Source organism: Bacillus sp. 01N45 (assembly GCF_056399205.1).
Genome location: NZ_JBFTQW010000001.1, coordinates 61,636 through 87,420 on the forward strand (window position 1 = coordinate 61,636; position 25,785 = coordinate 87,420).

The following is a 25,785-nucleotide window of genomic DNA, read 5'->3' on the forward strand; positions in this document are numbered from 1 at the left end:
GTTTTCCTTTGAAATATTTCAGTAGTTACGTAATTTAATTCCATTAACCTCTATAAATAACTAGTCCAAAAAAAATCTATATGCATATCATGTTATAGTAAAGAATTCAGGAAATCCTAAAAGGAGGCATTTTCATGTTTGAAGATAAATCTAAAATAAACTACCCATATGAATTTACTGAAACTACAACAATCCCGCTAAAAAACCCCATCAATAAAACTTTCAAAAATGGCTCTGGTACACATACTTTCCCAATTAAAAAACACTATAAAGAACAGGTGTTATATACGGAAAAAATTAATAATAATAAAAACAAATAACCTTATAGGCCCTTATAACAATTAATCGAATAAGAATCTATATTAGACCTTGCATAGTTATAGGTAATAAATAAATTTTTCTTATACAACTCATGTACTTTTAAAAAGTGCTGATATACAGCGCTTTTTTATACATAGATAATAGAAGAACAAAAAAGGTATGGATAGTTTCCATACCCTTTTTGTTCTTTACTATTTATAAATAAAGTACGCCCATATTTATTTTACCTAGTAGCACTTTAATGGCCCCTCTAGAAAAAATAAAAACTAGTTTAATTAAAAATAAATTTCTTAGCCAATGCTCCTACCAGCATAAATCTACTCGTTGGCGTAATTGAAGAAAGGAGTAAATTTATGATAAATCACAAAGTTAAAGAAGCACCCAACAATTATATTGGCCATTATTGCTCTATTATATATTTAAAAATTTACTAAAAGTTGTTTCAAAGCTACTTAGTTTTCATAAAATATTTTTTGTTTCCGTTGGAACGGATAAGCTTTAATCTCATCTGTATCTAAATTTTCATGAAATAAATGAATGGCTATAATTTGTCTACAATCGTAGGTATGATAATAATATGTTCCGGACTCCATACACATTACGCTTGTATATATGGTATTATCTAACGCGCCTTCTTCTGTTATTACTCCGCCTTTAGGAACCTCGCAATTTGATAAAATATGAAATAGGGCCGATACTCCCTCTTCTTCACTATCTATACCTTGAATGTTTTGTTTGCCATATGCTGCTCGCACAAACCTTGATGGCGGGGTGAAATCCCCTGGAAGTCCCATTGAACCTGAGCCCTGACCAAAAGCACTTAATGGTAAGTTACTCCACTCAGTTGGCGCGAATGGCTGCGATTTAAGGCCAATATATTGTCTTAAATTTTGCAAATGCCAATTAAACTCCGGACTATTCGTCATCACTCCTAGTGGGTTATCATACATTTTTAATCCTTCATTTGTCGGCTCCAGTACAATGCAATCTCCCCATTTATCCGCTAAAATCCAATGTAGTGGTGGCGTAAGTCCTAAATCCGGTAATGGTATATCCAAAAAGGTAAGGCTATCCACAGATTTCTTTAACTCTTTGACAGAATTGAATTGTGTCAGACTCCAAGTCACAAAATCAAATGGAGCCAGATTCGTCTTGTTGTCATCTATGCTTTGACTATAAGTAGCGAATCCTGGAAAATATAGTGTTGCACATGTCATACCTGCTTCATTTACTCCGTCCGCCATAATGATCCTTCCTTGATGATTAATTCCCATTCCGACCGTAGCATGTTTCGTATTAATGATTTCACCAGTTATATTATTCCACTGATAATGTCGAGGAATGATTATTACTTCTTGATTCAAATCTAATGTGAAGTCCATCGTTCTTGCAAAAAGATGCTGACCGTTTTTTGTCTGTAATGTCAAACTCGTACACATAAAGAACACCCCATTTTATAGTTTTATCTACACTCTACATAATTCTGATAAATCTGTAAATTAAAAGCCTCTTTCCTTACAAAAAAATTGAGAAAACACATATAAAGTACAAATAGGTTGAGCTTATCTGGTTATCTCTAGTTTATAAATGTTTTTTAAAAATATAGTTGGAAAAGAATTATATTAAAAAGGAGCGACTTATTACTATCGCTCCTTTTTATTTCACTCTATATTTTATTAAAATAACAAGAAACCATTTTTTCTCTATGAACAGTATCCCTACATAACCCTCTTAAACATCTTCTCCAACTCATAAGTAGAATGATGCACAAGAATCGGTCTTCCGTGCGGGCATGTATATGGGTTTGTTGTTGTACGTAGTTCTTCCAGTAAAGCAAATATTTGATCGTTCGTTAAATATTGATTTGCTTTAATGGATGCTTTACAGCTCATCATGATGGCTGCTTCTTCACGTAACTTTTTAATATCCACTTTTTTTAGTTTGACAACTTGTTCCATCATTTCGTCGATAATTTCTGTTTCTTGACCTTTTGGGAACCACGTTGGATGCGAGCGGACGATAAAGGATTGATGGCCGAATTGCTCCAAGAATAGTCCAACTTTTTTCAGTTCTTCTAGTTGCTCTTCGACACGTAAAAATTCAGTAAGAGATAGGTCAATACGGTATGGTACAAGTAGTTCTTGTACTTCTTGCGCTACCCTTCCTACCTTATCCCGGAAGTATTCATAATTAATACGTTCCTGCGCGGCATGTTGGTCAATCATATATAAGCCTTTATCATTTTGAGCGAAAATATATGTTCCGTGCATTTGTCCAATTGGATAAAGCGGTGGTAAGTCATTACCGTTCATTTCAATCTCTTCTATTTCCTGAACTTCTTCTTCCAATTCCTCTAATTCAAAGTCTTCATCGTTACTGTTCCACGATTTCTCTTTTTGAATTGGTTCTTCCATTATCGGTTTAGTAGATGGCTGCCAACTTTGTTCTTCCCTTACGAGCGACTGTGGTGGTTGCCATTCTTGTTTCGGCGGTTGCCACAGTTGTGCTGGCTGTTTCACAGCCAGTTGTTCTTCTTGTTTTTCATCCATGCCAGTCGGTAAAACAATGTCTGGCATAGATGGCTCTTTCGGCTTCGCATGCTCAAACTGGAACTGTTCTTGCACACTTTCATCTTTTTCTTTTTTCTTCGTTGTTACACCTGCATCTGGAATGAGCTGTATTTTTTTGAATGCCGATTGCAATGTTTCTTCGATAAGCTTTAGTAATTCTTGTTCTTTACTAAAACGAACTTCTAATTTCGATGGATGTACGTTAACGTCAACAAGCATTGGATCCATTTCAATCGATAAGAAGCCGATTGGATATCGTCCGACTGGCAGTAATGTATGGTATCCTTGCTGAATGGCTTTCATTAATACGAAATTTCGAACGTAACGACCATTTACGATCGTTGACATATAATTTCGAGATGCTCTCGTTACTTCTGGTAATGTGACATAGCCTTTAATTGTAAAATCTAAAGATTCAGCTTCAATTGGAACAAGCTTCTTCGCAACTTGAATGCTATAAATTGATGCAAGTACTTGTCTTACATCACCATTTCCTGATGTATGAAGCAATTTCTTTTCATTATGAAACAGCTTTAATGATACTTCTGGATGTGACATTGCAATACGATACACGATATCTGTAATATTCCCAAGCTCTGTATGAATGGTTTTCATATATTTAAGACGCGCTGGTGTATTAAAGAATAAGTTTTGTACTGTAATATCTGTTCCTTTTCGGCTCGCTGTTTTCTCCTGCTTTATAATGTCTCCACCTTTAATCATAAGGTGTGTACCAGGCGCATCACCTGTGCTAGTGATTAATTCTAATTCACTAACTGAGGCAATACTCGGCAATGCCTCACCGCGGAAACCGAGTGTTCTAATGCGAAACAGGTCGTTTTCATCTTTAATTTTGCTCGTCGCATGTCGTTCAAAAGCGACGATACAATCTTCTTCTGCAATGCCATCCCCATTATCAATGATGCGAATTTTTGATAAACCAGCTTCTTCTAAGTGGATTTCAATAGATGTACTATTCGCATCGATAGAATTTTCCACAAGTTCTTTTACGACTGAGGCAGGGCGCTCTACTACTTCCCCTGCCGCAATTAAGTTAGAGAGTTGATCATCGAGTTTGCGAATTTTCCCCATCTACTTACTCATCCTTTCTTTAACTTTTTCTGCAAGCGATACAGTTCGTTCATCGCCTCTAAAGGTGTCATATCAAGTAAATCAATTTTTTTAATTTGCGCAAGTACTGCCGTTTCTTTTGCATCTAGAACTGACTTGTCTTGTTTTTTCGAAGACTGTTCTCCACCAAAGAATGATAATTGCGATTCTTCCTCAGTCTCTACTTTCGTCTCTTGTATTTCTGCTGGTTCTTCTTTTACAACAGCTGGTTCTGGAGCCACTTCTTGTACTTTCACTTCTGTACGCTTTGGAATAATAATTTCTTCTTGTCCTTCTAGTTGCGCTAACACTTCTTTCGCACGAGCGATTAAGCTATCTGGAAGCTCCGCAAGTTGCGCAACGTGAATTCCGTAACTTTTATCAGCTGCTCCATCTTGGATTTTATGAAGGAATACTACTTTTCCATTCTCTTCAATAGCTGAAACGTGTACATTCTTCAATTGTCCTAAACTTTCTTCTAGCACCGTCAATTCATGATAATGCGTAGAGAATAACGTTTTCGCACCAATTTGGTCATGAATATGTTCAATAATTGCTTGTGCAAGTGCCATACCATCATACGTAGATGTACCGCGTCCAATTTCATCGAATAAAATTAAACTTCTTTCTGATGCATTTGCAATTGCATTTTTTGCTTCTAACATTTCGACCATAAATGTACTTTGACCCGAAATTAAATCATCCGCTGCACCAATTCTCGTAAAGATTTGATCGAATACAGGTAATACCGCTTCTGTTGCTGGCACGAAACAACCAATCTGTGACATAACAGTTACAAGTGCTAATTGTCTCATATACGTACTTTTACCAGACATGTTCGGTCCTGTAATTAAAAAGACATCCATCTTCTCCGGCATAATACAATCATTCGGTACATACAATTTCCCGTTCAATACTTTTTCAACGACAGGATGACGACCATCTTTAATAAAGATTTCGCGCTTAGTTGTTAAAACAGGTTTTACAAACTGTTCTTCTTCACTAACTGTCGCGAAACTTTGCAGTACGTCTAATTCACTAATTACTTTCGCTAAATGTTGTAATTTCGGAATAAATACTTTTACTTCTTCACGAAGCGCTGTAAATAAATCATATTCTAATTGTACAATTTTCTCTTCTGCTTCTAAGATTAATGTTTCTTTTTCTTTCAATTCATCTGTAATGAAACGTTCCGCATTAGCAAGCGTTTGTTTACGCTCATAGCGGCCTTCTGGAAGCGCTGCAAGATTCGCCTTCGTCACTTCAATGTAGTAGCCGAAAATACGGTTGTACCCGATTTTTAACGATTTAACTCCTGTAATATCACGCTCTCGTTTTTCAAGCTCAGCGATCCACGTTTTCCCGTTTTTACTAACGTAACGATATTGATCAAGCTTGTCATTATAACCGTCTTTAATAATATCTCCATCTTTAATAGAAAGCGGTGGGTTTTCTTGAATACTTCTTCCTAGTAATTCAGTTAAGCTCTCACATGGATCCGCACCTTGAATTAACCTTGCTGCATAAGCATTATCTAACAAACTAATCGCTTCTAAAATAGCCGGTACTTGAAGTAAAGATCGTCTTAACTGTAATAAGTCCCGTGCATTCACATTACCAAATGCAACTTTCCCTGCTAAACGTTCTAAATCATATACTTCTTTTAATTTTTCTTTTAAATCTTCACGTAAGAAGTAATCATTTACAAATGTTTCAACCATTTCTAAACGCTCTTCTACTTTTTCTTTTTGGATCAGCGGACGTTCCATCCACTGTTTTAACATACGACCCCCCATAGCTGTTTTCGTTTTATCTAATAGCCATAATAATGATCCTGTTTTTTCTTTCGTTCGGAGTGTTTCTGTCAGCTCTAAATTTCGCTTTGAATGCACATCAATTTTCATAAATTGATTCGTATAATAAATTTCCACTGGTTGTAAATGGTCTAACGAACGTTTTTGCGTTCTTATTACATAGTTAAATAAACGTCCAACTGCTTTAATTAACTTTGCTTGCGAAACGTTTTTCACAAGATGTTCTAACCCTTCCGGAATCGTTGTTGCATCTTCATACGAAATCGTCATTTTTAATGTTGCAGTTAATTTATTTAATTCATCTTTTGAAAATGTAGAATCTACAACAATTTCTTTTGAACCAGTTGCATACACTTCTAATAAAATATCTTCTACTGAACCTGTTAACAACGTTACTGTATTTTGTCCAGTCGTTAAATCATTACAAGCTAAAGCATACGATCCATCTTCAAAATGTGTTAATGCTGCTAAGAAGTTATTTTCTTTCTCATCAATAGTACGCCCTTCCATCATCGTTCCTGGCGTAATTAGTTGTACTACTTCACGGCGTACTACACCTTTAGCTGTTTTTGGATCTTCCACTTGCTCACAAACAGCTACTTTATATCCTTTTTCAACAAGTTGTTCAATATAATTTTTAGCTGCATGATGTGGTACACCGCACATCGGTATACGATCACTACTACCACCATCTCGGCTCGTTAATGTAATTTCAAGTTCATGAGCTGCTTTAACCGCATCTTCAAAGAACATTTCATAAAAATCACCTAATCGGAAAAATAAAAAGGCATCTTGATAGTCTGCCTTAACCTTTAAATATTGCTGTATCATAGGGGTATATTGAGTCATACTTTTCCTCCATAATTCTTACATAGTAATCAATTTTCATATATGTCACACTTCACGGACATCCATATCTCCTATTTCAGGAGTCTTTCCTCATTATAGCACATTTCATAAGGAATCATGTTCATTCAAGCATCACTTATGTAAAGTAAAAAGCTAGGAAGAACTTCTCCCTAGCTTTCTATTACTCTTCTTCTGCATCGACGATAAAGTTCGGATCTAATTCTTCAAACTCATCATCATCGACTTGGAAATCCTCGTCTGATTCTACGCAGCCTTCAGGATTTACACTTACACAAATTTTCGTTTCCCCAACTACTTCTGTTACAAATTCACGTTCTACAGTTACAACAATTTTATTACCATTTGGTGATACAAGAGCTTCTAAACAATTTGGTGGCTGAATGACACGAGCAATAATTTCTAAATCATCACCAGAAAAGTTTTTATCACGATACCCAATACTCACTTCATCAGTGTAGTTCACACGTTCTGTTACAACTTCTGTCTTTGTATTACCATCAAATGAATACCAAGTGTTCACATCATAGAAACCTTCAATTTCCACATGCTTTCCATTCTTTCTTGCTTCGTACGAGTGGTTAATTACCCAGCACCCTAAAATACTTGTTGGCTCATTATTCGATTCACATGTATGCGTTGACTTTGTATACTTACGTCCTTTTCCAACCACTGCTTTTGTAATAATCTCTCTAAATTCGGACATTCGTAACCCTCCTCAATCACTATTCACTTAATCATATGCGTGACAATAGCGGAATGTGTCATTCTTTTTTCGAGAAGAACTTACGTTTAACCCATTAAAAAAAGAGATGTCAATTCGACATCTCTTTAACAACCACAATTTCCTTTTTTACTTTCTACCGCTGCGCCCGTTTCACCCTTCAATACATCGCCATTAGTTGAAATTAATATTTCATCTGTTACGTTGTTAGAAATCGTACTTGCAACTAGCTGCAGTAAGTCATTTACATATGTTTGTGAAGATTTAAATTCTTGCACAACTGGGATACTATCCAACTTATCTTGCAATGCATCAATGTCAGCTTCTACTTTTTTCAAAGCTTCCCATTTCCCGTAATGCTGCAAGTTTACTGCTTGTTTTTGCAGTGCTTTAATTTCATCAATTGCGCGCTTTACATTTTCATTTTTATGAATTTGCGCCTCTGCTTTCTTAAAGAAATCAACTTCTTCTGTTTCAGAAATCATTTTTGCTAATTCTTTCGCTTGTTCAACAATTTCATCTTTCGAATATGCTTTCATCTATTATTCCACCTCAATCGGCTCTTCAACTAATTCCCCGTTAAGAGACCAAGTTTTTGCTTCCGTTACTTTTACTTTCACAAGCTGACCAATTAAAGATTTTGAAGCGACGAAGTTTACAAGTTTATTCGTACGAGTATAACCTGCGAGTACTTCTGGATTATTTTTACTTTCCCCATCAACTAACACTTCTACAATTTGACCTTTGTAACGATTATTCTTTTCAATCGCCAACGTATTTACTAGTGTATTTAAGCGTTGAAGACGTTCTTTTTTCACTTCCATCGGTACATTATCTTTCATTTTTGCAGCTGGTGTACCTTCGCGCGGAGAATAAATAAAGGTAAAGGCAGTATCAAATCCTACTTCACGATATAACGACATCGTTTCTTCAAATTGCTCATCTGTTTCATTCGGGAAACCAACGATAATATCAGTTGTGAATACTGCATTTGGAATTGCTTCTTTAATTTTTCTTACAAGTTCTAAATAATGCTCACGTGAATATTTGCGCGCCATAATTTTTAACATATCTGTGCTTCCAGATTGAACTGGTAAGTGAATATGTTCTACTAAGTTTCCACCTTTTCCAAGCACTTCAATTAAGTGATCATCGAAATCACGTGGATGGCTCGTTGTAAAACGAATACGGGCAATATCAACTTTACGGAGTTCGTCCATTAAATCGCCAAGACCGTATTCAAAATCTTCAAAGTCTTTACCATATGCATTTACGTTCTGGCCAAGTAATGTAATTTCTTTATAACCATTCGCAGCTAAATGACGAATTTCTTGGATAATGTCTTCTGGACGTCTGCTTCGCTCTTTTCCACGTGTATACGGCACGATACAATATGTACAGAACTTATCACAGCCATACATAATATTTACCCAAGCTTTAATATCACCACGGCGTACTTTCGGAAGGTTTTCAATTACATCCCCTTCTTTTGACCAAACTTCAACTACCGTCTCCTTCGAGAACATCGCATCTTTAAGAATATACGGCAATCTATGAATATTATGCGTTCCAAACACCATATCTACATGCTGATTTTTTTGCATAATTTTATTTACAACAGATTCTTCTTGAGACATACAACCACATACACCAATTAAAAGGTCCGGATTTCTTCTTTTTAATGACTTTAAATGACCTAGTTCACCGAAAACTTTATTTTCAGCATTTTCACGAATTGCACAAGTATTTAATAAAACTACATCTGCATCTTCAGTTGAAAAGGTTGGCTCATATCCAAGTGCGGTGAAAATACCCGCCATTACTTCCGTATCATGCTCATTCATTTGACAACCATATGTACGAATATAGAACTTTCTTCCTGTACCAAAATTGCGAAATTCTTCAGATAAGCCAAAATCCCGTTCAATTTTAACTTCTTCTTTTCCTCGTTTTTTCGCGTCTTTTAAGGAAGGTGGTTGGTATACACTTTCAAAGTATTTACTATAATCTTTCTCTTCTTTTTTCGTAGAGGAATTTGCTTGTCGACTTGCTAATCGTTGTTGCTCGTTCATTGGTAATCTCCTTTCACCCTTAACTATACACACTCTATAGTCCATTTTAATGCGCTTTGACTCACCTCAAAAATGGTTAGATAGCTTGAGAGATAACTTGTCCTTTGAAACTTGAGTAATCAATCTAATCATTCATAAGAATGAAGTCTTCCCCACACAAATAGACATTCCCTTTTCATACTTCTTTTTGTCCTATCCAAAAGCATATTGCTTTATCCCTATAAACATTACCATAGTATGAAGCGTTGCGCCAATTTTAACAAGAAAGAGGCTCTGTCTGATCTTACATTTCATCAGCAATGAACTCGCCATTTTCATACAACGATTTATATATTATTTTACCATTCTGAATTTTCTAAGTAAATAAGACTATCCTATATTTTTTACTCATAAAAAAAGGTTACCAAATGGCAACCTCCTCTTCTTGCATTACATAAATTCAGCTACGAGTTCATCAAACATTTTCTGATCCATATTTAAATCAGCTTGCACTAAAGGCTTCTCACTATAGCCTTTTACAAGTTCTTGGTATGAAGGTTGCGCTGTATTTTGATATATTAAACCTGTTACTAATCCGTTATTTTCCATTAACGTTTGCATAGCCATCATGCGATTAGATGGATCATATCCCTCTACTGTACTTAGTTTTGTTAAATTCTCTTTAAACCAATCGTAAGTATTTACTTTATTGTAAGTAACACATGGGCTGTATACGTTAATTAATGAAAATCCTTTATGGTTAATACCAGCTTCAATAATTTGTGTTAGTTCTTTTAAATCACTTGAAAAGCTTTGCGCCACAAATGTAGCACCAGCTGTTAAAGCCATTTCCATAACATTTAGTGACGGTTCAATTGAACCTTGTGGTGTGCTTTTCGTTTTAAATCCAGCTTCACTACGCGGTGAAGTTTGCCCTTTTGTTAATCCGTAAATTTGGTTATCCATTACGATGTACGTAATGTCGATGTTACGACGAATAGAATGGATTGTATGTCCCATACCAATCGCAAATCCATCACCGTCACCACCTGATGCGATAACTGTTAAATCACGATTTGCCATTTTCACACCTTGTGCAATTGGAAGGGCACGACCATGAATACTATGCACACCATATGAATTAATATAACCTGAAATACGACCTGAACAGCCGATACCGGAGATAACAGCAAGTTCATCTGGATTTAAACCAACGTTAGCTGCCGCACGTTGAATTGCAGCTTGCACCGAGAAGTCTCCGCAACCTGGGCACCAGTTTGGTTTTACGCTGTTACGAAAGTCCTTAAATGTTGCCATTTAATACAACCCCTTTTTTGCATTCGTTGTAAATCTCTTTCGGCAAGAATGGATTCCCATCATATTTTAAAAGACTAGAAATTTTCTCACCGTTACCAAGATTCATTTTCATAATGTTAGCAAGCTGACCTGTTGCGTTGTTTTCTACCACTACAACACGCTTCGCATTTTTCACAAGTGGATCGATTTCAGCTGTTGGGAACGGGTGAACTAAACGTACATGAGCATGGTTTACTTTCATACCCTCTTGTTCTAAGCGCTCCATCGCCTCTTCGATTGCACCACGAGTTGAGTTAAACCCAACAAGCAATACGTCCGCTTCTTTATGCTTAACATTTTTATAGACAGGGGTGTTAAACTTCAAGTTCTCCATTTTACGGAAACGTTTGTCCATTTGATCTTTACGGTTTATTGCTGATTCAGATGGTTTACCAGTTTCATCATGTTCTACACCTGTAACATGGTGAACACCATTTTTCATACCAGGTAAAACACGTGGTGAAACGCCATCTTCTGTTACTTCATAACGCTTGAAGTATGCTTTATTTTCACGTTCTGGTAATTCCGCTTCTAAATCAAGCTTACCGCGACGGATTTCCACTTTATCTAACGTAAGCGGTTCTACCGTTTGTTTTCCTAAAGAAAGCTGTAAATCTGTTAAGAAAATAACAGGAACTTGATATTCTTCAGCTAGGTTAAATGCTTCTACAATATCATAGAAAGCTTCTTCAACTGTACTTGGCGCCATTACGATTTTTGGAATCTCACCGTGCGTACCGTAAATCATCGCCATTAAATCAGACTGCTCTTGTTTCGTTGGTAATCCTGTACTTGGACCACCACGTTGTGTATCAACAATTACTAATGGTGTTTCTGTAATACCTGCTAAACCAATCGCTTCCATCATTAAAGATAGACCCGGACCAGCAGATGCAGTTAATGTACGAACACCAGCATAATTTGCACCGATTGCCATTGTACAAGCTGCGATTTCATCCTCAGTTTGGATTACTGTCCCGCCAACTTTTGGCAATTTTTTAATTAAGTATTCCATAATTTCAGATGCAGGTGTAATTGGATATGCAGACATAAAGCGAGCACCACCAGCTACCGCTCCAAATGCGATTGCATCGTTTCCAATCATAAACATGCGTTTCTTACCATCAGCTTTTTCAAGCTGCATCATGTTTACTTTCTCACCTAGCAATTCTTTCATATATTGAGAGCCGCGCTTAATTGCGTCCATATTCTTTTGAACAACTTGCTCTCCTTTACGACCAAAGATTTCTTCAACAACATTTAAATAAGCTGTTTCATCTAATCCTAATACCGCACTTGATGCCCCAACAGCAACCATGTTTTTCATTAATGATGTGCCTAATTCTGAAGCAATATCTGTAAACGGTATCACATATAGATTTACATCTGTATTATCAGGTATTGTTGGATTAAACTTCGCATCCGCAACTACAATTCCACCTGGACGTAGTTCGTGGAAGTTAAAATCAATTGTTTCTTGATCAAAAGCAATTAGAATATCTAAATCATCTGAGATCGCGCGTACTTCTGTTGTACTTACGCGAATTTTATTATTTGTATGGCCGCCTTTAATACGTGATGAGAAGTGGCGGTAACCGTATAGGTAATATCCTAATCGGTTTAATGCAATACAGAAGATTTCTCCTGTACTTTCAATTCCTTCACCTTGTTGGCCTCCAACTTTCCATGAAAGTTGACTAATCATCTCCTACACCCCTTTTGGCTGCATTCATTGTAGTGTATTTTTTTACAGTAATAGTTTAGCATTTTTTATACAAATAAACTACAACGGACGCAAATTATGCCTCTTCTGATTTCCCTGAATCTTTAGTATAAAGCTATTTTGTTTTTCATTCTAGTATTAGGTCTTAAAAAAAGCAATAATATCAAATGAATTAATTCTAATTTTTCTGGATTTTTAAAACGAAAATCTCAAAAACTTATATGTTCAACAAAATTATCATATAAAAATCGCTCTACAGTAGATGCAGCATAGTGTTTACAAAGCTCATTCATTACATTTTCATAATCTCGATACGCTGATACATTTACAACCGTTTCTAAAATCCCATCAAAATCTGAACCAAATCCTATATTGTTCTCTCCACCTAATGAACAAATATATTCGATATGTCTTACTATATCTGCTATATTCACTTGTTTTTCATTTGTTAGAAACTGCGGTACAAAAGTGACACCTATCATGCCATTTCGCTTTATAAGAGCTTTAAGTTGTTCATCGTTTAAATTACGTGGATGCTGACAAAGTTTCATACAGTTTGAGTGGGAAGCAATAGGATTTTTTGCACTTTCTACAACATCCCAAAAACTTCTTTCATTTAGATGAGACACATCAGTCCATGCATGTAACGTATTAAGTTCTTGTACAACTTCTTTACCGAAAGTCGTTAAACCTGCCCCACGTGTCTCTAGCGCACCATCAGCTAATAGATTGGCATAATTCCATGTTAGTCCAAAAGAACGTACTCCTAGGCGATACAACAACCGTAATTTCATTGCATCTCTTCCAATTGCTTCGCATCCTTCTAGTGTTAATATCGCTCCAATCTCGTCCTGTTTTAACATGTTAATATCATCTTTTGTCTGAATAAACTTCACACCTGGTAGGGATAAAATTTCATTATAAAAAATATCTACCATTTGTAATGCTACTTCAAATCGGTTTTCATATGCCACTGTTTCTGGCACATATATAGCAAAACATTGTATACTTCCTTTTCTTCTCTTTAATTGTTCAAATGTAATATGTAATTGCGGATCATGTTTAAAATTCTTTTTCCCTTGTGCACTCCATAACTGAAGAAGCACATCACAATGAGCATCAAAAATTTTCATTTTCATTCCTCCATTATAAAAACAACCTGTTTGCATACTGCAAACAGGTTGTTTAAACTTAACGAGGTTCTACAATTAATTTTATTGCTGTACGCTCTTCCCCATCAATCATAATATCTGTGAACGCTGGGATACAAATCAGGTCTAAACCACTAGGCGCTACAAATCCTCTTGCAATTGCTACTGCCTTTACCGCTTGGTTCAATGCACCTGCACCAATGGCTTGAATTTCTGCTGTTCCGCGTTCGCGAATAACACCTGCAAGTGCACCAGCTACAGAATTAGGGACCGACGTTGCTTTAACTTTTAATATTTCCATTCCGCGTTTCCTCCTCGTTTCTATAAAAAGTATTAGCAATTATTTCACTTTAACTTATATTCACGAGGAATGACGCGTATTCCTGCTAAATTTCTGTAATTTTTCTAAAAAATTAAAAAATAATAACTTTTCTAAATCTTACCCAGAAATTACTCAAAAAATGGCTGATCATCATTAATTAAGATACGCTGGATTTTCTTAGCTTTTCCTGTATTAGGATCCACATCAACTAGCACTGCACTTAATTGTGTTCTACCACTTGTCACTTCAAATCGTACTGGTAAGTTTGTTAAAAACTTCTTCAATACCGCTTCTCGTTCCATACCTAAAATCCCATCGTAAGGACCTGTCATACCAACATCTGTGATATATGCAGTTCCGCTTGGTAAAATACGATTATCTGCTGTAGGAACATGTGTATGTGTACCCACTACTGCTGTAGCACGACCATCTACATACCAACCTAACGCTTGTTTTTCACTCGTAGTTTCCGCATGAAAATCAATAAAGATAATATTCGTACGTTTTTTTGCAATGTTAATTAATTCATCCACTTTACGGAATGGACAATCAATTGGAGGAAGGAATGTACGTCCTTGTAAGTTAATAACTGCCACTTCTGTTCCATTGCAGTTCACAAAGATAAGTCCTTTTCCTGGAGTTCCTTCTGGGAAGTTAGCTGGTCTTGCAAGATATTTTGCGTCATCAATAAATTCAAATACTTCACGGTTATCCCAAGCGTGGTTTCCAAGTGTAACCGCTTGTGCCCCGCATTCTAAAAAGTTTCGATATATTTTTTCCGTAATTCCACGTCCACCTGCTGCATTTTCTCCATTAATAATGGTTACTGTAGGTGTATATTTCTTCTTTAATGCCGGTACGTATTGTTGAATCATACCTCTACCAGGAGATCCTACTACATCCCCAACAAATAATATTCTCATATGTCTTACCCTTCCTATGTACTACATTTTTTATTACTATAGCTTCAAGTGATTTCCTTACAATATATTTATTATAAGTTTGTTTCACTTGTATACTAATTCCCTTTATTTTAACCAATTCCAACACAAAAAAATAAAGTGGTGTTTCACCACTTTATTTTGCGTATTCCACTGCACGTGTTTCACGAATAACTGTTACTTTAATGTGTCCTGGGTAATCCAGTTCATTCTCAATACGTTTTCGAATATCACGAGCTAAACGATGAGCTTCTAAATCATCAATTGTATCTGGTTTTACCAGAATACGAACTTCTCGTCCTGCTTGAATTGCGAATGATTTTTCTACGCCTTCATAAGACTCTGAAATCTCTTCCAACTTTTCAAGACGACGAATATAGTTCTCAAGTGTTTCACTACGAGCTCCAGGTCTTGCAGCTGATAATGCATCTGCTGCTGCAACTAAAACTGCAATGATAGAAGTTGGTTCTGTGTCCCCATGGTGAGATGCAATACTGTTTATAACTACAGGATGCTCTTTATACTTCGTTGCGAGTTCGACACCAATTTCAACATGGCTACCTTCTACTTCATGATCAATTGCTTTACCGATATCATGTAATAGACCAGCACGTCTTGCTAGTTTTTCATCCTCACCAAGCTCCGCTGCCATAAGTCCAGTTAAATATGCAACTTCCATAGAGTGTTTTAAGACGTTTTGTCCGTAACTTGTACGGTATTTTAAACGACCTAAAATCTTAATTAAATCTGGATGTAATCCGTGAACACCCACTTCAAACGTTGTTTGCTCTCCGACTTCGCGAATATACTCGTCCACTTCACGTCTTGATTTTTCGACCATCTCTTCAATACGCGCTGGGTGAATACGTCCGTCCTGTACTAGTTTATCAAGAGCGATACGAGCTGTTTCACGACGAATTGGGTCGAATCCAGAAAGGATAACCGCTTCTGGTGTATCATCGATAATTAGGTCAATACCTGTTAACGTTTCTAACGTACGAATATTTCGACCTTCACGTCCGATAATACGTCCCTTCATTTCGTCATTTGGAAGATTTACAACCGAAACGGTTGTTTCAGCAACATGATCAGCTGCACATCTTTGCATTGCAAGAGATAAAATCTCTTTTGCTTTCTTATCCGCTTCTTCTTTCGCACGAACTTCACTTTCTTTTACCATTACGGCAATTTCATGAGAAACTTCACTTTCTACTTTACCAAGAATAATTGCTTTCGCTTGTTCGCGTGTCAGATTGGAAATGCGCTCTAATTCTGTTTGTTGCTTTTGAACTAACTCTCCCACTTTGCTTTCCAACTCTTCAATCTGTTGTTGTCTCGCTACAAGAGATTCCTCTTTCTTTTCTAACTGTCGCTCGCGTTTATCGAGCGTTTCGTCTTTACGATCAAGGTTCTCTTCTTTTTGCATTAAACGATTTTCTTGTTTTTGTAATTCGCTTCTACGGTCACGAATTTCTAATTCAGCTTCTGTACGAAGTGTATGAATTTCATCCTTTGCTTCTAAAAGCGCTTCTTTCTTAAGTGCTTCAGCCTCACGATTCGCTTCGTCTAGAATACGTTTCGCTTCGTTAGCTGCACCATTAATCTTCGCTTCAGCAATAGACTTTCGAACAAAAAAGCCAACAACTGCACCGACTGTTGCAAGCAAAATGGAGATGAGTATCCAAACTGTACTACTCATGATTTCACCTCCCCTTGCTATGAATGAAAAAAGACTGTCGGCATGTACATTGAATACCAACATACAGCAAAGACCGTCGTCCCGCTTTTTTAAGGGACTTTCTTCATTTCACAATTAAAATGTCATATTATTATTTCGGCAAGATTTAAGTCTTACTCCGAATATTACTTCTCTTCTTGAGAAGAGTGTTTCGTATATAAGAAAAAATATACATTCTCATTGTATCTATCGCAATTTTCATTGTCAAGCGTTGTCTACTTTTACTTTCTTTACCTTCAGCTCTAATTCATATATGAATTTAAAAAGAAGACAGCATATTATCCTGGAAAACCTTAGTGAATTCCAGTTTATGCATACAAAACATGCATATATCCCTCTTTATACATAGCCTTTTAGGCAGATTAAATATTTTATCTCCAACGATATACAACGCTTTCATAATAATTAAAAATAAAAGACACGGAACCGTGTCTTTTATTTTTTAATCTTGAAGATTTGAATCTTCCGTTTCTTCAGCGCCAGAGTCTTCACCAATTCCGTGATGGTCACGAACAAAGAAGGCAATTTCCTCTCTTAAATCCGTATTCTCTTTTAAGAATTGCTTCGAATTTTCACGACCTTGCCCTAAACGCTCTTCATTATAAGAGTACCAAGCACCACTCTTTTGAACGATATCAAGTTCAGAAGCCATATCTAAGATTTCACCTTCTCTTGAAATACCTTCTCCGTACATAATATCAACTTCAGCAACACGGAATGGTGGTGCCACTTTATTTTTAACTACTTTTACTTTTGTTTTATTACCAACGATGTCGTTACCTTGCTTTAATTGCTCCGCACGACGCACTTCAAGACGAACTGTTGAATAGAATTTCAACGCACGACCACCTGGAGTTGTTTCTGGGTTCCCGAACATAACCCCAACTTTTTCACGAATTTGGTTAATAAAGATTGCGATTGTTTTTGATTTATTGATTGCACCTGACAGCTTACGAAGTGCTTGAGACATTAAACGAGCTTGTAGACCTACGTGTGAGTCACCCATGTCTCCTTCAATCTCAGCTTTCGGTACAAGAGCTGCTACAGAGTCAATTACGATAATATCAACTGCGCCACTTCGTACAAGTGCTTCTGCGATTTCTAGTCCTTGCTCCCCTGTATCAGGTTGTGATAATAGTAATTCATCTATGTTAACGCCTAATTTTTGTGCATATACAGGATCCATTGCATGCTCCGCATCAATAAACGCTGCTTGTCCACCTTGACGCTGTACTTCCGCGATTGCGTGTAATGAAACTGTTGTTTTACCTGAACTTTCTGGTCCATAAATTTCGATAATACGGCCACGTGGGTATCCGCCTACCCCTAATGCCACATCAAGTGCTAAAGAACCACTTGAAATTGTAGAAATTCTACGCTCCGCTTGTTCTCCTAATTTCATAATTGAACCTTTACCGAATTGCTTCTCTATTTGTTTTAACGCCATATCTAACGCCGCTTGACGATCACTCATTCAAAATTCCTCCTTAACTCAATTGCTAATCTTATTATACCTATTTTCAATTCAATTTGCCAACAAAATCGAACATTTATTCGATTTTTTTATTTTCCATTAAATAAAAATGAGTTTAACCATAAAAAAAGCTAGAAGAAACTTATATCTCTTCTAGCTTTTTATATAAATGATAAAATCCATATTTCACCGAACGTTCCCTAATTTGTTGACGACTTCCACTTAAAATAAGAGGAAAGACTACAGTTGGTTCATCCTTAATCGCCAATCCAACGAATACTGTTCCCGGCTCTTTATGTTCTGAAGCATCCGGTCCTGCTACCCCAGTGAAACTAATTCCGATATCCGCTTTTAATAAGCCCTTAACATTTTCAGCAAGATAACGAGCACATTCTTTACTAACTGCACCATCAGTAGACAACACTTCCGCAGGTACATGTAAAACATGTTGCTTCACATCATTATGATAACATATGATACCGCCTTTAAATACTGAAGACACACCAGCACTTTCTGTTACTTGATTGCCAAAGAGACCACCGGTTAAACTTTCTGCACACGCTAAAGTTAATCCTTTTTTCTTCAATAACTCTATCGCCTTATCATGCAGAAACTCTTGATCATACCCGTAGAAAAATTTTCCTACTCTTTCTAAAATCAAATCTTCCATATGCTGAATGCGTTTCGCAGCTTCATCAGCATTTTGATGTTTGGCAGTTAAACGTAGTGTCACTTCTCCATCATTCGCAAGGGGGGCGATTGTCGGGTTCGTTTGTCCATCAATTAAATCTTGAACTTTCACTTCTAATTGAGATTCCCCAATCCCGAAAAAGCGAAGCACACGAGAATAAATGTTTTCTCCTGTTGTAAAGTTACGTAAAAAAGGCTCTACATAACTTATATACATCGGCTTCATCTCTTTCGGTGGTCCTGGTAATAAAATATAAACTTTCCTGTTCTTATTTAGCCCCATACCAGGTGCCATGCCGTGATCATTCGCAAATACAGTTGCTCCATTCAAAACGAGCGCTTGCTTTTTATTATTCTCTGTGAACTCGCGACCTGTACGCTTAAAGTACTCGCTTATCGATGCTAATGCCTTTTCATCATATACAAGCTCTTCACCCAACCTAGAAGATATCGTTTCTTTCGTCAAATCATCTTTTGTCGGGCCTAATCCACCTGTGAAAATAAGTATGTCAGCACGTTCTTCCGCAACTTCAATCGCCTGCTGTAATCGCTTGTTATTATCTCCAACTACAGTATGGTAGTACACATTAATTCCGATTGAAGCTAACTTTTCAGATAAAAACTGGGCATTTGTATTTGCAATTTGTCCAAGTAATAATTCAGTTCCAACCGCAATAATTTCAGCATTCATCCCAATTCCCCCATAAACTTCTATTTTGAGTTTACAAAAGCAGCTCTATTTTTCCAGAAATAATCCCACCCTGAAATAACAGTAAAGATTAATGCAATCCATATGAAAATATCAGCAACTGGGATATGGATTAAATTTAAAGGTACATCGTGTAATAAATACGCCGCAATTGCAATAATTTGTGTCCACGTCTTAATTTTCCCTAACTGATTTGCTGCCACTACTTCTCCTGTTCCAGCAAGTACAAGGCGTAAACCAGTTACTGCAAACTCACGGCTGATAATTACAATAACGATCCAAGCAGGTACGTATTGCATCTCAACTAATGTAATAAGCGCTGCTGAAACAAGTAATTTATCAGCTAACGGGTCAAGAAACTTCCCTAAATTCGTTACAAGATTATACTTTCTTGCGTAATGTCCATCAATCCAATCTGTAGCCGAAGCAATAATAAAGATAAGTGCCCCTACTAAATGTTGAATTGGTAAATCAACATCACCAATTGTGTATGAACCCCAATCAAAGGGCGCTAACATAATTACCATAAAAATTGGAATTAAGAAGATTCTAGATATTGTAATTTTATTTGGTAAATTCACAGCTATTCCTCCATCATATCAAAAACATTTGTTCATTGAAAAAAGTCATCGAGGCGATGACTATTATTGTGCAGGTTGCCCTATCCCTTGGTTTTTTATCACCAATCTTTGGTGAAGTTCTTTTTCTGGATCCAATGGATAAGCGACCACTTGGCCATTCAGTTTAACTTCAACATTCGTTGCATTCCCAATATTAAGTCGCACTTCTTTTAATGTTGATACATCACGTTTTTCTATTTGGCCCTCTTGTACTGTAGCGTTTAGAATCACATTCCCCGCATCATCTTTAACATCTACATAACTCGCACCTTTACCCGATATTTCCAGTTCTAATGTTTTATTGTTATGAATTTCCAAAGTAGATACTTTACCAGTTGTACCAACTACTTTTACTTCTTCTTGTCCCGTTGGTTGTGCTGGTTGTTCCTCTTTCTTTGGCTCTTCTTTCTTTGGTTCCTCTTTTTTCGGCTCTTCCGCTTTCACTTCATCTTTCTTCGTATCTAACGGAGAGTTTTCTGCTTTTTTAACTTCAATTTTCTCACTTTGAGCATTCGGAACTTTCTCATCACCTTTTCCAGTTAACGCTTGGAAAACAAACCAAATTACCACTCCAAATGCAATTACTAATAGCGCAACTAAAACTTTCGGCATATGATCTGCAATTGGCCATGATGAAGATTTTTGCATTGTTTCTTGTGTTTTCTGTCCTGTTGATACTTGTGGAACGTCGCGTTTTTCAGATTGTGGTATCGTACTCTGATATTCTACAAGCAGTTCCTCTCCATTTAACCCAACCGCATCTGCGTATTGTTTAATGAATGCACGCGCATAAAAAGCTCCGGGCAATACATCATAATTGCCTTCCTCAATCGCTACTAAATGGCGTTTTTGAATTTTTGTAATCTCATGCAGCTGATCCATAGACAAGCCCTTCGTTCCTCTTGCTTCTTTCAGCTTTTGTCCTAATTCTGTCACTACTAACACCTCAATATTTCTTTAAAAGTCAAACATAGAGAAATTATTTTGCGTACCTTGCTCAATTTCATCTACTAAATTATATTGAATTTCTTCATCATAATCGTTACGCAACTCGATAATATAATCAAAATCATCCAATGTGTATTCTGACTGACTCACAAATACGTCAGGATGTTCCACAACTTTCGTTGCAGGTAATCTCATAATTTCACGAACAAGCTGCCAATGCCTTTCGTTAGCACGCTTTGTTGACACGATTCCATCTAAGATAAAAATATTGTCGTCGCTATACTCATCTTCAATCAATTGACTACGAACAGTTTGCTTAATAAGAGTAGATGATACAAATAACCATCTTTTATTTGCACAAACACTTGCGGCAACAATGGATTCTGTTTTTCCGACACGAGGCATTCCTCGTATCCCGATTAGTTTATGACCTTCTTTTTTCATTATTTCAGCCATAAAGTCTACAAGTAACCCTAATTCATCACGTACAAATCGAAATGTCTTCTTATCATCTGCATCTCGTTGTATGTACCTACCATGTCTAACCGCTAGCTTATCTCTTAGCTTTGGCGGACGATATTTCGTTACCGTTATGTTATCCATCGTATTTAAAATTGATTCAAGTCTAGAGATTTGCTCTTGATTATCACACATAAGGAGTAATCCACGTCGTGCATTATCTACACCATTAATTGTGACAATATTAATGCCGAGCATACCGATTAACGAAGAAACGTCACCAAGCAAGCCAGGTCGGTTTTTATGTATTTCATATTCAAAATACCATTCAATCATCCAAGATCACTCCCCTTGCTTACTTTACACCTACGTACTATATTATATGATTTCACCTTAATAGGGAAGCTAAATGTATAATCTATCCCGTTCAATTATTATACAAAAAAAATAGAGAGGAGAATCTCCTCTCTATTTTTTACTTATGCTGTACAAACTTCACCATTAAGTTTGCGATTGTATGTTGCTCTTGTTCATCAGCAACTTTCCAAAGCTCAGACAATAATTTCTCTTGATCGTTGCGCGCTTCTACTTCATTTGCTAAATAATCTCCAACACGAAATGCCATATCTGATACAGCACCACCATCAAGACCTTTTCCTGATGCCTGTTCTAAACGTTCTCCTAAAAAGCTCTTCCATTGATCAAAATTATCTAAAACTGACATGTGTAAGCACCTCACTACTTAGTAATAGAATCATGCTTAATTTGTACAGTTTTTCATTTTTTATGTAAGAAATTTTTAGCAATGCCAACCACCATTTACTCCGATAATTTGTCCAGTTATGTAAGATGCTCCTGGTGATACGAGGAATGACACTGTTTTCGCTACCTCTTCTGGTAGCCCCAACCTGCCTAACGGGATCTCTTCAGCAATTTCATTCTTATCCTCTTCTGAAAATACTTGTAACATTTCCGTTTCAATTGCACCTGGCGCCACCGCGTTAACCCTTAATCCACTTAATGAAACTTCTTTCGCTAAAGCTTTCACATATGAATTCTGTGCACCTTTTACCATCGAGTAAAGCACTTCACATGATGCGCCGATTTGGCCCCATATAGAAGAAACAAGTACAATATTACCACTTCTCCGCTGAATCATAGATGGCAGCGCCCTTGATAATAATTTATAGATACTCTTCACTTGAAGTTCTACCATATAATTCAATTCATCGTTCGTTACATCTGTTACGAGTCCAAAGATACTCTTCCCAGCTGCATATACGATAGCATCAAGAGGATGTTCAATTTGTTCCCACAACTGCTCTGCCCCATCAGTAGAAGCTAAATTCGCTTGAACAGGAATCACTTCACCCCATTCTTTCTGCAATTCGTTCACTTTCTCTTCACCGTTATTATAATGAACATATACTGTATATCCATCTTGAATTAATTGTTTTGAAATAGCAGAGCCAATCCCTCCGCTTCCTCCAGTTACTAATGCATACTTTTTCATACAATTCCTCTCTTATCTCAACAAAATCTTTCTCTTATAAATAATACCCTCATCTTACAATTTATCAATGATAAGATGAGGGTATTATTATGAAATCTTTTATTTTTTCGGTAAAACTTGACAAACACTCATTTTCTCTTCTGATAATAATAATTTGGCTACTTCTTGTAAATCTTGAACAGTTAAACTTTCTAATACAGTCAATGCCTCAAACAGACTAGATTCATTAAACGCATATCGTGTAAATTGATTTGCAATATATTCCGGCGAATTCAACGAGCGTAAAAAGCCACCTATTTTCTTTTTCTTTACTCGTTCTAATGCCACCTCATCTAATTGATCATAATTTGTATTTAGTAAAATGCTTTTCAAACGCTCTTCCAGCTCATCAGGTTGCTTCGTATCGCCGCCAACCATTGCAAAACCGAAGTTATTCTCTTCCGTATAATCATACGAGAACGAATCATCAATAAGACCTTCATTATATAAAGATTCGTAATGAACGGAGCTTTTCCCAAATAAATAATCTAAAAGTAACGTAAGCGCAATTTCTTGTTTTAAAAGGGCTTTCCCTTTTTCTTTTAAATTTGTCGCTTTAATACCAACTAAACATTTAGGTGTTTGTACAGGCATGGAAATAATTTTCTTCTTTTCATTTACCTCATCTGGTTCTTCTTCAAATGAACGTACAATTTCTGGCTGGTTTTTATAATCTTTTTTCGCTTGATTTTCACGTACTAAATCCATTGTTTTCTCTGGATCAATTGCCCCCACAACGAACAATAACATATTGCTCGGATGATAAAATGTTTCATAACATTCATATAATAAGTCTTTCGTAATTTTACTAATAGACTCGATTGTCCCTGCAATATCAATTTTAATTGGGTGCTTTACAAACAAGCTATCAATTAATCCAAAGTATAAGCGCCAATCTGGATTATCTTGATACATTTGAATTTCTTGCCCAATAATCCCCTTCTCTTTTTCAACTGTTTTTTCAGAGAAGTAAGGCTCTTGTACGAAGTTTAACAATGTATTTAAATTTTGTTCTACATTTGATGTACATGAAAACAGGTAAGCTGTTCTTGTGAAAGATGTGAAAGCATTTGCTGATGCTCCTTGTTTACTAAACAATTGGAAAGCATCGTGATCTTCTTTTTCAAATAATTTATGTTCAAGAAAATGAGCAATTCCATCAGGCACACGAACCATTTCTTCTTTACCTAGTGGTACGAATGTATTATCCATAGAACCATATTTTGTCGTAAACGTTGCAAATGTTTTATTAAATCCTTGCTTTGGTAAAATATATACATCTAATCCATTAGGAAGTTTTTCATAATAGAGTGTCTCTTTTAATTGCTCATAAACAATTTTCTCCATTTATTCTCCCTCCGTTCCTTGTAAAAAGTAAATTGTATCTAGTTCAATATTTTTAGCAACTTTCACAATCTCTTCTTTCGTCACACTTTCAATGCCTGTAAGCCATTCTTCAACCGGACGCGTACGATCTGAAATAATACCATGATACAGCATCTCCACAAATCCGCGTGGTGTATCAATCGCCTCTAATATTTGATTTTGAATAACACTTTTCGTTTGATGCATCTCTTCTTCAGAAAAATCACCATTTTGCATCGCTAACATTTGTTCTTTAATAATCTCAACAGCTTTTTCATAATTTTTCGCTTCGATCCCTGACATGACAAACAATAAGCCTTTATGACTTTCAAAGCGGGATGCCGCATAGTACGCTAAACTATTTTTTTCACGAACGTTAACGAATAGCTTCGAATGAGAAAATCCTCCAAACAATCCATTGAACAATTGTAGCGCAAAATAATCTTCGTCTTTATACGTAATAAACGTACGATAACCAATGTGTAATTTACTTTGTTTTAATTCTTGTTTTTCAACAACTTCTTTTTCTTCATTATTTCTCTTATGAAGAAGTACATTTCTTTCTCTCGCAGGACGCGCTGAAATAGAAAAATACTTACTTACAAGATCCACTGCGTTTTCTGAAATATCACCAATAATGTATAGATCCATTTCATCTTCTGCTAACACTTTTTGATAATATTGATACAAACTTTCATTTGTAATAGAAGAAACAATTTCTTTTTTCCCATGTGCACTTAAACGATACGGTTCTACTTTGCACATTTCTTCAATTAAACGCTCGTTTGCATAGCGCATTTTATCATCGTACGTAGCTTCAATTCGTTGCAAGAGCGCTCTCTTTTCACTTTCTACGATAGAAGGTAAAAAACCATTCCCCTCTGTTGCTGGATGTAAAACGATATCCGATAACATAGAAAGCGCTTTTTCAAATAGCGGTGGTGCATCATGTAAATATACTTCATTTGCAATGTCTACATAAATAGAGATAATATGGTCTTCTCCTTTTTTACTTACATCTACTGCCAAAGAAGATCCGTATAATTCTTCTAAATATTGACGAAGACGAATTACAGAAGGAAGCTTTTCTGTCGCACTTTGCAATACGTATGGCAATAGGGCACGCTCTGTCACCGTCTCCTCATTTAAAGGTGCTTTAAAACGAAATACAAAAGTATTTGTTTTATATTTATCAGTCGGAATAATATGTACTCGCAAACCACCTAACTCATGTAACTGTTGTTCCATTAGTTTCATTTATAGCCCTCCTTTACGTATAT

22 protein-coding genes are annotated in these 25,785 nt (G+C 36.3%); 1 reads left to right on the forward strand and 21 read right to left on the reverse strand.

What is annotated here, in order from left to right; genetic code table 11:
• Nucleotides 1-134: 134 nt before the first annotated feature.
• On the forward strand, nt 135-320 hold the full coding sequence (locus tag AC1DMU_RS00300) for a hypothetical protein (protein WP_000461129.1): 186 nt from the start codon (nt 135-137) through the stop codon (nt 318-320).
• A 453-nt stretch (nt 321-773) separates the two neighbouring features.
• Here the strand turns inward: AC1DMU_RS00300 and AC1DMU_RS00305 are convergent, their stop codons facing one another.
• From AC1DMU_RS00305 to yfmF, 21 genes are all read right to left on the reverse strand, one after another.
• Nucleotides 774-1,760, reverse strand: coding sequence for a choloylglycine hydrolase family protein (locus AC1DMU_RS00305; RefSeq protein WP_088064271.1), 987 nt, complete (start codon nt 1,758-1,760; stop codon nt 774-776).
• Nucleotides 1,761-2,039: 279 nt separating this feature from the next.
• Complete coding sequence (gene mutL / locus AC1DMU_RS00310; protein ID WP_088064272.1) at nt 2,040-3,983, reverse strand: DNA mismatch repair endonuclease MutL; 1,944 nt, start codon at nt 3,981-3,983, stop codon at nt 2,040-2,042.
• 8 nt (nt 3,984-3,991) lie between these two features.
• Nucleotides 3,992-6,664, reverse strand: coding sequence for a DNA mismatch repair protein MutS (gene mutS / locus AC1DMU_RS00315; protein ID WP_076539630.1), 2,673 nt, complete (start codon nt 6,662-6,664; stop codon nt 3,992-3,994).
• A 181-nt stretch (nt 6,665-6,845) separates the two neighbouring features.
• Nucleotides 6,846-7,388, reverse strand: a complete 543-nt coding sequence (gene cotE / locus AC1DMU_RS00320) for an outer spore coat protein CotE (RefSeq protein ID WP_001288802.1) — start codon at nt 7,386-7,388, stop codon at nt 6,846-6,848.
• 125 nt (nt 7,389-7,513) lie between these two features.
• Nucleotides 7,514-7,945 carry a YlbF/YmcA family competence regulator gene (locus AC1DMU_RS00325; protein WP_000649386.1) on the reverse strand — a complete coding sequence of 144 codons (432 nt, stop codon included), beginning with the start codon at nt 7,943-7,945 and terminating at the stop codon, nt 7,514-7,516.
• Between the two features lie 3 nt (nt 7,946-7,948).
• Nucleotides 7,949-9,478, reverse strand: coding sequence for a tRNA (N6-isopentenyl adenosine(37)-C2)-methylthiotransferase MiaB (gene miaB, locus AC1DMU_RS00330; protein ID WP_087985036.1), 1,530 nt, complete (start codon nt 9,476-9,478; stop codon nt 7,949-7,951).
• A 429-nt stretch (nt 9,479-9,907) separates the two neighbouring features.
• Entirely contained in the window at nt 9,908-10,774 is an 867-nt protein-coding gene (locus AC1DMU_RS00335) for a 2-oxoacid:ferredoxin oxidoreductase subunit beta (RefSeq protein WP_000190158.1), read from the reverse strand.
• Nucleotides 10,761-12,518 carry a 2-oxoacid:acceptor oxidoreductase subunit alpha gene (locus AC1DMU_RS00340; RefSeq protein WP_048545957.1) on the reverse strand — a complete coding sequence of 586 codons (1,758 nt, stop codon included), beginning with the start codon at nt 12,516-12,518 and terminating at the stop codon, nt 10,761-10,763. The genes AC1DMU_RS00335 and AC1DMU_RS00340 overlap by 14 nt, the downstream gene beginning before the upstream one ends.
• 227 nt (nt 12,519-12,745) lie before the next feature.
• Nucleotides 12,746-13,669: a dipeptidase gene (locus AC1DMU_RS00345; protein ID WP_088064273.1), complete on the reverse strand. Its 924-nt coding sequence runs from the start codon at nt 13,667-13,669 to the stop codon at nt 12,746-12,748.
• Nucleotides 13,670-13,727: 58 nt separating this feature from the next.
• Nucleotides 13,728-13,988: a stage V sporulation protein SpoVS gene (gene spoVS / locus AC1DMU_RS00350; RefSeq protein ID WP_000404341.1), complete on the reverse strand. Its 261-nt coding sequence runs from the start codon at nt 13,986-13,988 to the stop codon at nt 13,728-13,730.
• A 149-nt stretch (nt 13,989-14,137) separates the two neighbouring features.
• Complete coding sequence (locus AC1DMU_RS00355; RefSeq protein WP_088064274.1) at nt 14,138-14,932, reverse strand: TIGR00282 family metallophosphoesterase; 795 nt, start codon at nt 14,930-14,932, stop codon at nt 14,138-14,140.
• Between the two features lie 154 nt (nt 14,933-15,086).
• Nucleotides 15,087-16,649: a ribonuclease Y gene (gene rny, locus AC1DMU_RS00360; protein WP_048545962.1), complete on the reverse strand. Its 1,563-nt coding sequence runs from the start codon at nt 16,647-16,649 to the stop codon at nt 15,087-15,089.
• 481 nt (nt 16,650-17,130) lie between these two features.
• A complete protein-coding gene (gene recA / locus AC1DMU_RS00365) occupies nt 17,131-18,162 on the reverse strand; it encodes a recombinase RecA (protein WP_048545964.1) in 1,032 nt (343 codons plus the stop codon).
• A 142-nt stretch (nt 18,163-18,304) separates the two neighbouring features.
• A complete protein-coding gene (gene cinA, locus AC1DMU_RS00370) occupies nt 18,305-19,543 on the reverse strand; it encodes a competence/damage-inducible protein CinA (RefSeq protein WP_046956498.1) in 1,239 nt (412 codons plus the stop codon).
• A 20-nt stretch (nt 19,544-19,563) separates the two neighbouring features.
• Entirely contained in the window at nt 19,564-20,142 is a 579-nt protein-coding gene (gene pgsA / locus AC1DMU_RS00375) for a CDP-diacylglycerol--glycerol-3-phosphate 3-phosphatidyltransferase (RefSeq protein WP_046956497.1), read from the reverse strand.
• Between the two features lie 63 nt (nt 20,143-20,205).
• Nucleotides 20,206-21,117, reverse strand: coding sequence for a helix-turn-helix domain-containing protein (locus AC1DMU_RS00380; RefSeq protein ID WP_000137490.1), 912 nt, complete (start codon nt 21,115-21,117; stop codon nt 20,206-20,208).
• Between the two features lie 21 nt (nt 21,118-21,138).
• Nucleotides 21,139-21,924, reverse strand: coding sequence for a DUF3388 domain-containing protein (locus AC1DMU_RS00385; RefSeq protein ID WP_000574107.1), 786 nt, complete (start codon nt 21,922-21,924; stop codon nt 21,139-21,141).
• A 139-nt stretch (nt 21,925-22,063) separates the two neighbouring features.
• Nucleotides 22,064-22,312, reverse strand: coding sequence for a DUF3243 domain-containing protein (locus AC1DMU_RS00390; RefSeq protein WP_000114455.1), 249 nt, complete (start codon nt 22,310-22,312; stop codon nt 22,064-22,066).
• Between the two features lie 75 nt (nt 22,313-22,387).
• Entirely contained in the window at nt 22,388-23,101 is a 714-nt protein-coding gene (gene ymfI, locus AC1DMU_RS00395) for an elongation factor P 5-aminopentanone reductase (protein WP_088064276.1), read from the reverse strand.
• Nucleotides 23,102-23,200: 99 nt separating this feature from the next.
• The gene (gene yfmH, locus AC1DMU_RS00400; protein ID WP_048545969.1) at nt 23,201-24,487 is read right to left on the reverse strand and encodes an EF-P 5-aminopentanol modification-associated protein YfmH; all 1,287 of its coding nucleotides are present in this window, start codon (nt 24,485-24,487) and stop codon (nt 23,201-23,203) included.
• Nucleotides 24,488-25,762 carry an EF-P 5-aminopentanol modification-associated protein YfmF gene (yfmF, locus tag AC1DMU_RS00405; protein WP_048545971.1) on the reverse strand — a complete coding sequence of 425 codons (1,275 nt, stop codon included), beginning with the start codon at nt 25,760-25,762 and terminating at the stop codon, nt 24,488-24,490.
• Between the last annotated feature and the right edge of the window lie 23 nt (nt 25,763-25,785).

Excerpts from the sequence above, each read along its gene's own strand:
- AC1DMU_RS00300 (WP_000461129.1), top strand. The coding sequence starts at position 135 with ATGTTTGAAGATAAATCTAAAATAAACTACCCATATGAATTTACTGAA.
- AC1DMU_RS00305 (WP_088064271.1), bottom strand. The coding sequence starts at position 1,760 with ATGTGTACGAGTTTGACATTACAGACAAAAAACGGTCAGCATCTTTTT.
- mutL (WP_088064272.1), bottom strand. The coding sequence starts at position 3,983 with ATGGGGAAAATTCGCAAACTCGATGATCAACTCTCTAACTTAATTGCG.
- mutS (WP_076539630.1), bottom strand. The coding sequence starts at position 6,664 with ATGACTCAATATACCCCTATGATACAGCAATATTTAAAGGTTAAGGCA.
- cotE (WP_001288802.1), bottom strand. The coding sequence starts at position 7,388 with ATGTCCGAATTTAGAGAGATTATTACAAAAGCAGTGGTTGGAAAAGGA.
- AC1DMU_RS00325 (WP_000649386.1), bottom strand. The coding sequence starts at position 7,945 with ATGAAAGCATATTCGAAAGATGAAATTGTTGAACAAGCGAAAGAATTA.
- miaB (WP_087985036.1), bottom strand. The coding sequence starts at position 9,478 with ATGAACGAGCAACAACGATTAGCAAGTCGACAAGCAAATTCCTCTACG.
- AC1DMU_RS00335 (WP_000190158.1), bottom strand. The coding sequence starts at position 10,774 with ATGGCAACATTTAAGGACTTTCGTAACAGCGTAAAACCAAACTGGTGC.
- AC1DMU_RS00340 (WP_048545957.1), bottom strand. The coding sequence starts at position 12,518 with ATGATTAGTCAACTTTCATGGAAAGTTGGAGGCCAACAAGGTGAAGGA.
- AC1DMU_RS00345 (WP_088064273.1), bottom strand. The coding sequence starts at position 13,669 with ATGAAAATTTTTGATGCTCATTGTGATGTGCTTCTTCAGTTATGGAGT.
- spoVS (WP_000404341.1), bottom strand. The coding sequence starts at position 13,988 with ATGGAAATATTAAAAGTTAAAGCAACGTCGGTCCCTAATTCTGTAGCT.
- AC1DMU_RS00355 (WP_088064274.1), bottom strand. The coding sequence starts at position 14,932 with ATGAGAATATTATTTGTTGGGGATGTAGTAGGATCTCCTGGTAGAGGT.
- rny (WP_048545962.1), bottom strand. The coding sequence starts at position 16,649 with ATGAGTAGTACAGTTTGGATACTCATCTCCATTTTGCTTGCAACAGTC.
- recA (WP_048545964.1), bottom strand. The coding sequence starts at position 18,162 with ATGAGTGATCGTCAAGCGGCGTTAGATATGGCGTTAAAACAAATAGAG.
- cinA (WP_046956498.1), bottom strand. The coding sequence starts at position 19,543 with ATGAATGCTGAAATTATTGCGGTTGGAACTGAATTATTACTTGGACAA.
- AC1DMU_RS00385 (WP_000574107.1), bottom strand. The coding sequence starts at position 21,924 with ATGATTGAATGGTATTTTGAATATGAAATACATAAAAACCGACCTGGC.
- AC1DMU_RS00390 (WP_000114455.1), bottom strand. The coding sequence starts at position 22,312 with ATGTCAGTTTTAGATAATTTTGATCAATGGAAGAGCTTTTTAGGAGAA.
- ymfI (WP_088064276.1), bottom strand. The coding sequence starts at position 23,101 with ATGAAAAAGTATGCATTAGTAACTGGAGGAAGCGGAGGGATTGGCTCT.
- yfmH (WP_048545969.1), bottom strand. The coding sequence starts at position 24,487 with ATGGAGAAAATTGTTTATGAGCAATTAAAAGAGACACTCTATTATGAA.
- yfmF (WP_048545971.1), bottom strand. The coding sequence starts at position 25,762 with ATGAAACTAATGGAACAACAGTTACATGAGTTAGGTGGTTTGCGAGTA.